Annotated in this window: 5 protein-coding genes; 1 reads left to right on the top strand and 4 read right to left on the bottom strand. The window is 66.1% G+C overall.

Annotated features, from left to right (window positions below):
• On the bottom strand, positions 1–1,011 hold a 1,011-nt coding region (locus DBR23_RS00345), incomplete at its 3' end, for a glycerate kinase (protein ID WP_108496937.1).
• 101 nt (positions 1,012–1,112) lie between these two features.
• On the opposite strand from DBR23_RS00345, the gene DBR23_RS00350 reads away from it, so the two are divergent.
• Positions 1,113–2,990: a phosphodiesterase gene (locus DBR23_RS00350; RefSeq protein WP_233250196.1), complete on the top strand. Its 1,878-nt coding sequence runs from the start codon at positions 1,113–1,115 to the stop codon at positions 2,988–2,990.
• Between the two features lie 172 nt (positions 2,991–3,162).
• Here DBR23_RS00350 and DBR23_RS00355 read toward each other — a convergent pair whose 3' ends face one another.
• The 3 genes from DBR23_RS00355 to xdhC all read right to left on the bottom strand — a co-directional run bounded on the left by DBR23_RS00355 (position 3,163) and on the right by xdhC (position 5,952).
• Positions 3,163–3,495, bottom strand: coding sequence for a multidrug efflux SMR transporter (locus DBR23_RS00355; protein ID WP_108496935.1), 333 nt, complete (start codon positions 3,493–3,495; stop codon positions 3,163–3,165).
• Between the two features lie 186 nt (positions 3,496–3,681).
• Positions 3,682–4,926: a urate hydroxylase PuuD gene (locus DBR23_RS00360; protein ID WP_108496936.1), complete on the bottom strand. Its 1,245-nt coding sequence runs from the start codon at positions 4,924–4,926 to the stop codon at positions 3,682–3,684.
• Positions 4,927–5,124: 198 nt separating this feature from the next.
• On the bottom strand, positions 5,125–5,952 hold the full coding sequence (gene xdhC, locus DBR23_RS00365) for a xanthine dehydrogenase accessory protein XdhC (protein WP_056060767.1): 828 nt from the start codon (positions 5,950–5,952) through the stop codon (positions 5,125–5,127).
• Positions 5,953–6,191 lie beyond the last annotated feature (239 nt).

Consider the following 6,191-nt stretch of genomic DNA (forward strand, 5'->3'; position numbering starts at 1 on the left):
CGACAGGATCACACACGGCGCCGCAAACGGCTGGCCGCGCCGCGCCACCGCGCGGGCCAGCGCCGCATGCACCTTGCCCACTTCGCGCGACTCGCCCTCGATCTCATCCGACAGCACATGCGCAGGCAGCCCCGCTGAACGGGCCAGCGCGGCCGCGGCCTCCAGCGCCTGCTGAGGCGTGGCGATCAGATACACGGCATGCCCGGCAAAACGGTCGTCGCCGGGTTTGGGCGTCTCCAGGCGGCCTGCCTCCAGCGCAGTGCGGATGGCTGGGGGCACCTCGATGCCATAGCGCGCCAGAATGGCCAGCGCATCAGCGCAGGTGGTCGCATCCGGCACGGTGGGGCCACTGGCAATCACTGACGGGTCGTCGCCGGGCACGTCGCTGATGGTGAGCGTGACCACGCGCGCTGGCGCACAGGCCGCCGCCAGGCGCCCGCCCTTGATGCGCGAGAGGTGCTTGCGCACGCAGTTCATCTCGCCAATGTGCGCGCCGCTGTCGAGCAGGGCGCGGTTGATGCGCTGCTTGTCTTCCAGCGTCACCCCGTCGCAGGGCAAGGTCAGCAGGGACGAGCCCCCGCCCGAGATCAGGCACAGCACCAGGTCGTGCTCCGTCAGCCCCTGGGTCAGATCGAGAATGCGCTGCGCCGCGGCCAGCCCCGCCGCATCGGGCACGGGGTGCGCGGCCTCCACCACCTCGATGCGCTGCGGCACGCCCGCGGGCCGGGGCGGAACATGCCCGTAGCGGGTGACCACAAGGCCCGACAGGGGCGCGTCCTGCGGCCACAGGGCCTCCAATGCGTGGGCCATGGCGCCCCCCGCCTTGCCCGCGCCCAGCACCAGGGTGCGCCCCCCGCTCTCGCGGCTGGGCGGCTGGGGCAGCCACTGGCGCATGCCGTGCAGGGGTTGTGCGCTGTGCACTGCGGCATCAAACAGCGCCTTCAGAAAGGCGCGGGGATGGGTGCGGTAGTCCGGCAGGGAGGGACTGGCTGGCTGGGTTTCTGGGTGCATGCCGCGCATTGTGCAGCGGTAGTACCAGTCACGTTGCTGTAACCAGCCTGTCACACGCCACCGGTATCGTCGGCACCCTTGCTCAGGGACCCACAACAGCCATGCACAACACCCCATGGAGCCGACTGGAGGCGATGATGGCGCTGCTATCGCCCGCCGCCCGCCAGGGCACCGGCCCCCTGGCGCGGCTGATGCGCGAGGGCGGGCTGTACTGCGTGTTCCAGCCCCTGGCCGACCTGCGCGAGGGCCAGGTGTACGCGCACGAGGCACTAATCCGGGGCCCCCAGAACACCCCCTTGCACACCCCCGACAAACTGCTGGAGCTGGCCCGCCGCGAGGGCATCCTGCAGGACTTTGAGTTGCTGTGCGTTTACACCGCACTGGAGCAATGGGGACGCCACGACGCGCCGGGCCGGCTGTTTGTGAACATCAGCGCCGATGCGCTGGTGCATGGCGTCCAGCTGATCGGCGCCACCGAGCTGGGCAACACCGTGCGCAGCCTGGGCCTGAGCGCTCGCATGCTGGTGCTGGAGATCACCGAACACGAACGCGTGACCGACATGCCCCAGCTGCGCCAGGCCATCAAGGCTGTGCATGCCTGCGGCGCGCGGCTGGCGCTGGACGACTTTGGTGATGGCCGCTCCAGCCTCAGGCTGTGGTCCGAGGTGAAGCCCGACTTCGTGAAGATCGACAAATACTTCATCCGCGACATCAGCGACCACCCCGAGAACCTGCAGATGCTGCAGGCCATCAAGGGCATTGCCGACGTGTTCGGCACCCAGCTCATCGCCGAAGGCATCGAAACCCGCGATGACCTGCGCGCGCTGCGCGACCTGGACATCCCCCTGGGCCAGGGCTGGCTGCTGGGCCGCCCGGCCATGGCGCCGCGCGAGGCGGTGGACGACGCGGCGCTGGAGGTGATGCACGATCGCCGCGTGGCCGTGCTGCCGCACCTGGGGCAGACCGCGCGCCCAGGCATCCTGCGCAGCCTGCTGGTGGTGCAGGCGCCCACCGCAGCGCCCGCCACCAACAACGACGCCGTGGCCGCCCTGTTCCGCCAGCACACGGACCTGCACGCGCTGGCGGTGGTGGACGGGTTGCGCCCCGTGGCCCTCATCAACCGCCAGCAGTTCATGAATCATTACGCCACGCCGTACTTCCGCGAGGTGCATGGCCGCAAGTCCTGCCTGGCGTTTGCCAACCTGGCGCCGCGCGTGGTCGAGCTGGACTGCGATGTGGACCAGCTCGTTGGCATCCTCACCTCGCAGGACCAGCGCTACCTGAGCGACGGCTACATCGTCACCGACAACGGCCGCTACCTGGGCCTGGGCACCGGCGACCAGCTGGTGCGCGCCGTGACCGAGACCCGTATCGAGGCCGCGCGCCACGCCAATCCGCTCACCTTTTTGCCAGGCAACATCCCCATCAGCCTGCACATCCAGCGCTTGCTGGAAAGCGGCACCGAGTTCGTGGCCTGCTATGCGGACCTGAACAACTTCAAGCCCTTCAACGACCACTACGGCTACTGGCGCGGCGACCAGATGATCCGCCTGGTGGCGCGCCTGGCCACGGCACACTGCGACGCACGCAGCGACTTTGTGGGCCATGTGGGCGGGGACGACTTCATGCTGATCTTCCAGAGCAGCAACTGGCTGCAGCGCTGCAAGAACATCGTGGACGAGTTCGCACGTGAGGCCGTCACGCTGTTTGACGACAGCGCACGGCTGGCAGGCGGCATCCATGCCGAGGACCGGCATGGCGTGCAGCGGTTCTTTCCGTGCACCACGCTGTCCATTGGTGCCGTGCGCATCACGCCCGGGCGCTTTCGGCATGCCGAAGAAGTGGCCAACCTGGCCGCCGTGGCCAAGCATGAGGCGAAGCAGGCATCAACCGGGGTGGTGCTGCATGGCGGCTTCACCGAATCCAGCCTGGGGGCGGTGGCTGCCACGCGGGCGCTGCAGGATGTGCTGGCGGCGTAGGGCCTGTTTGGATCGCATACCCAGGACGCAACATCGACGCAAAAACGGGGTTCTGGCTTGCCAGCATTGGGTCCTCGACGCTGCTCGGCTTAAGGCAAACAAGTCCGCTTCGGTCCCTTTGCAGCCGTTCGCTGAAGCGTGAATCAGTCTTTGAAAATGCGTGTCCGACGACTTATCGGGCACTCAAGTTCAAAGCAATGACGCCCAAAACAATGAAGCTTAGACCGGCCAGTCGAAGGAAGCTCGCCGACTCACCAAACCAGAGCATTCCGAGCACCGCCGTCAAAGCTGTTCCGCTTCCCGCCCATACCGCATAGGTAAGTCCGACTTCCATATGCCGGACGGCGATTGCCATAAGCCAGATAGCCGCGGAATAACAAAGCCCTGAAAGGACGGAAGGGAAAATACGTGTGAAGCCATCCGCATAGCGGAGTGCAATGGTTCCAACGACTTCAGCGACCACGCTTGCCGCCAGTACAAGCCAAGCAAAGGTTGAGTCACGCATAGAGCACCGCTCAAGCCAGGCGCCTATACCGAGCGCGGCCAGAGGTTCTAAGAGCGGTACCCCGGATCGGTATTGGAGAGTATCAGAGGCGCGCCGAAACAGCCTAAGGCTCCGTCGAGCTACGTCCGCTTCCTGGCGATTCTGTGAGCGACTGCTTATGGCCGATTGCCGCGGCACTCAACACATTCAAGGCCCCGTTGCAGCCCCTGCCTCAAACCACTTCCCAATCAACGCACGCTCCGCATCGGTGATGCCCGTGGCGTTGTTCATGGGCATGAGCTTTTGCACGACGGCCTGCTGGTAGATGGCCTGGGCGTGTTGCTTCACGCTGTCGGGCGAATCAAGCCGCAGGTTCTTCATCTGCACCTGCTCGCCGTGGCACATGTAGCAGCGCTGTTCCAGCACCGCCTGCACGGCCTTGAAGTCATTTTGGCTGCTAGCGCCGTTTTTATCTGCGCTGGCAGCTCCTGAAACAGGAGCATTCACCACGGGGGTGGCCACCGGTGCGGGGCGCATCCACACAATGGCGCCCACGATCACGGCCACACCCACCAGCGCATACGGCAGCGGGTTGCCGTTGCGGCCCAGCTTGTAGCCGTGGCGCATCACGAAGAACTGGCGGATGGCCGCGCCCGCGAACATCATCAGGATCAGCACCAGCCAGTTTTGCGGGTGGCTCCAGGTGAAGCTGTAGTGGTTGCTCAGCATGGCAAACAGCACCGGCAGCGTGAAATAGGTGTTGTGCACGCTGCGCTGCTTGCCGCGCTTGCCGTGGATCGGGTCCACGGGCTGGCCAACCTTGATCTGGCTGATGACCGTGCGCTGGCCAGGGATGATCCAGAAGAACACGTTGGCGCTCATGGATGTGGCGATCATCGCCCCCACCAGCAGGAAGGCCGCGCGGCCCGCAAACCAGTGGCAGGCCAGCCACGAGGCCACGCACACCAGCACCAGCACCAGCGCGCCCACAATGGCGTCGCCGTTCTTGCGCTGGCCGAAGATGCGGCAGATGGCGTCGTACAGCAGCCAGAACACCACAAAGAAGCCCAGCGCCACCATGATGGCCGTGGCGGGCGCCCAGTCCATGCGCGACTTGTCGATGAGGTAGGTACTGGCGCTGTAGAGGTAGGACACGGTGAACAGCGCAAACCCGCTGATCCAGGTGCTGTAGCTCTCCCAGAAGAACCAGTGCAGGTGTTTGGGCAACTGCGGCGGCGACACCGCGAACTTGACGGGGTGGTAAAACCCGCCGCCGTGCACGGCCCAGAGCTCGCCGCTCACGCCTTGTTTCTTGAGGTCTTCGTCCTCGGGCGGCGTGAGGCTGCTGTCCAGAAAAACGAAATAGAACGACGAGCCGATCCAGGCGATGGCCGTAATGACATGGACCCAGCGCAAAAGCAGGTTGGCCCAGTCGAGAAAGTAGCTTTCCATATCTCAACCTTGATGGCGCGTTAGCGCCAAACAGCAAACCTGCTCACCACTGCGGGCGCTCTGAGCAGACATTGAGGTCGCGCACCTTGGCCATTGGGTTGCTGGCCGGGGCACCGCTGCGACCGGTACGTCAAAGTGTATGCAGGAATTGTTCCCGATTCCAGCCCCAACCTGGGGCATTCGGGGCCGGAGTTACCCTCATTTCCCGGCCTTTGGCATGGGCGGTAGCGTCTGCAGCAACTGCGCTGCCACGGCCACGGCAATCACCTCGGGCTCCTTGCCCCCGATGCCGGGAATGCCGATGGGGCAGGTCACCTGCGCCAGCTCCTCGGGCGCGAACCCGCGCCCATGCAGGCGGTTGCTGAAGGTGGCCCACTTGGTTTGGCTGCCGATCAGCCCGATGAACGGCAGGTCGCCCTGCTCGCGCTGGCGGCGCAGGCAGGCGGCCACCACGTCCAGGTCTTCGGCGTGGCTGAAGCTCATGATCAGCACGCGGCTGCCGGGTGCCAGGCGGGGCACGGCCAATTGCACCGGCTCCGAGTGTTCGCAGACCACGCCCTCCGGCGGGTCGGGCGGGAAGATGCCATCCCGGCTGTCGATCCAGGTCAGGGCAAAGGGCAGTGGCGCCAGCACGCGGGCCAGCGCGTGGCCCACATGCCCGCCACCAAACAGGGCCACCGGGTGCACGTTGGGTGTGAGGCGCTGGGCCAGCCCCGGGGCGTCTTGCGCCGTAAGCAGCTCAAACCCCAGGTGCACCACCCCGCCGCAGCACTGGCCCAGCGCCGGGCCCAGCGCAAACCGCATCGGCCCAAGCGCCGTCACCGGCCCGCCCGCCAGGCGGCGGCGCGCCTCGGCAATCGTCTGCAGCTCCAGATGCCCGCCGCCGATGGTGCCCACCAGCTGGTCGGCAAATACCGCCATCCAGGCGCCGCGCTCCCGGGGCACGGACCCTTGGGTAGACTCCACGGTCACCAGACAGGCTGGCGCGGCCCCCAGGCCGTCCAGCAGCATTTGCAAATTTGTCACCGCGATCCTTTTCTTAACGGACGCAAAACGGGGCCAGGCAAGCGGCTCACCCTCCGGTGAGTCTGCTGCTGCATCCCCTTTGCAGCCGTCGTCATTTTGTAACGTACCACCTTCGCCGCTGGGTTATCGTGCCCGCAGCCTCAAGAACCTTTCACACCATGCCCGACACGCCCTCTCCCCGCTCCACCGGAAAGCGCAGCCACTGGTTGCTGGCAGGCATCATGGCCGTGGGTGCGGCG

This window comes from Acidovorax sp. HMWF018, from assembly GCF_003061035.1.
GTDB lineage: Bacteria > Pseudomonadota > Gammaproteobacteria > Burkholderiales > Burkholderiaceae_C > Acidovorax > Acidovorax delafieldii.

Coding starts and splice junctions, on each gene's coding strand:
- DBR23_RS00355 (WP_108496935.1), bottom strand. CDS start 3,495: ATGCGTGACTCAACCTTTGCTTGGCTTGTACTGGCGGCAAGCGTGGTC.
- DBR23_RS00350 (WP_233250196.1), top strand. CDS start 1,113: ATGCACAACACCCCATGGAGCCGACTGGAGGCGATGATGGCGCTGCTA.
- DBR23_RS00360 (WP_108496936.1), bottom strand. CDS start 4,926: ATGGAAAGCTACTTTCTCGACTGGGCCAACCTGCTTTTGCGCTGGGTC.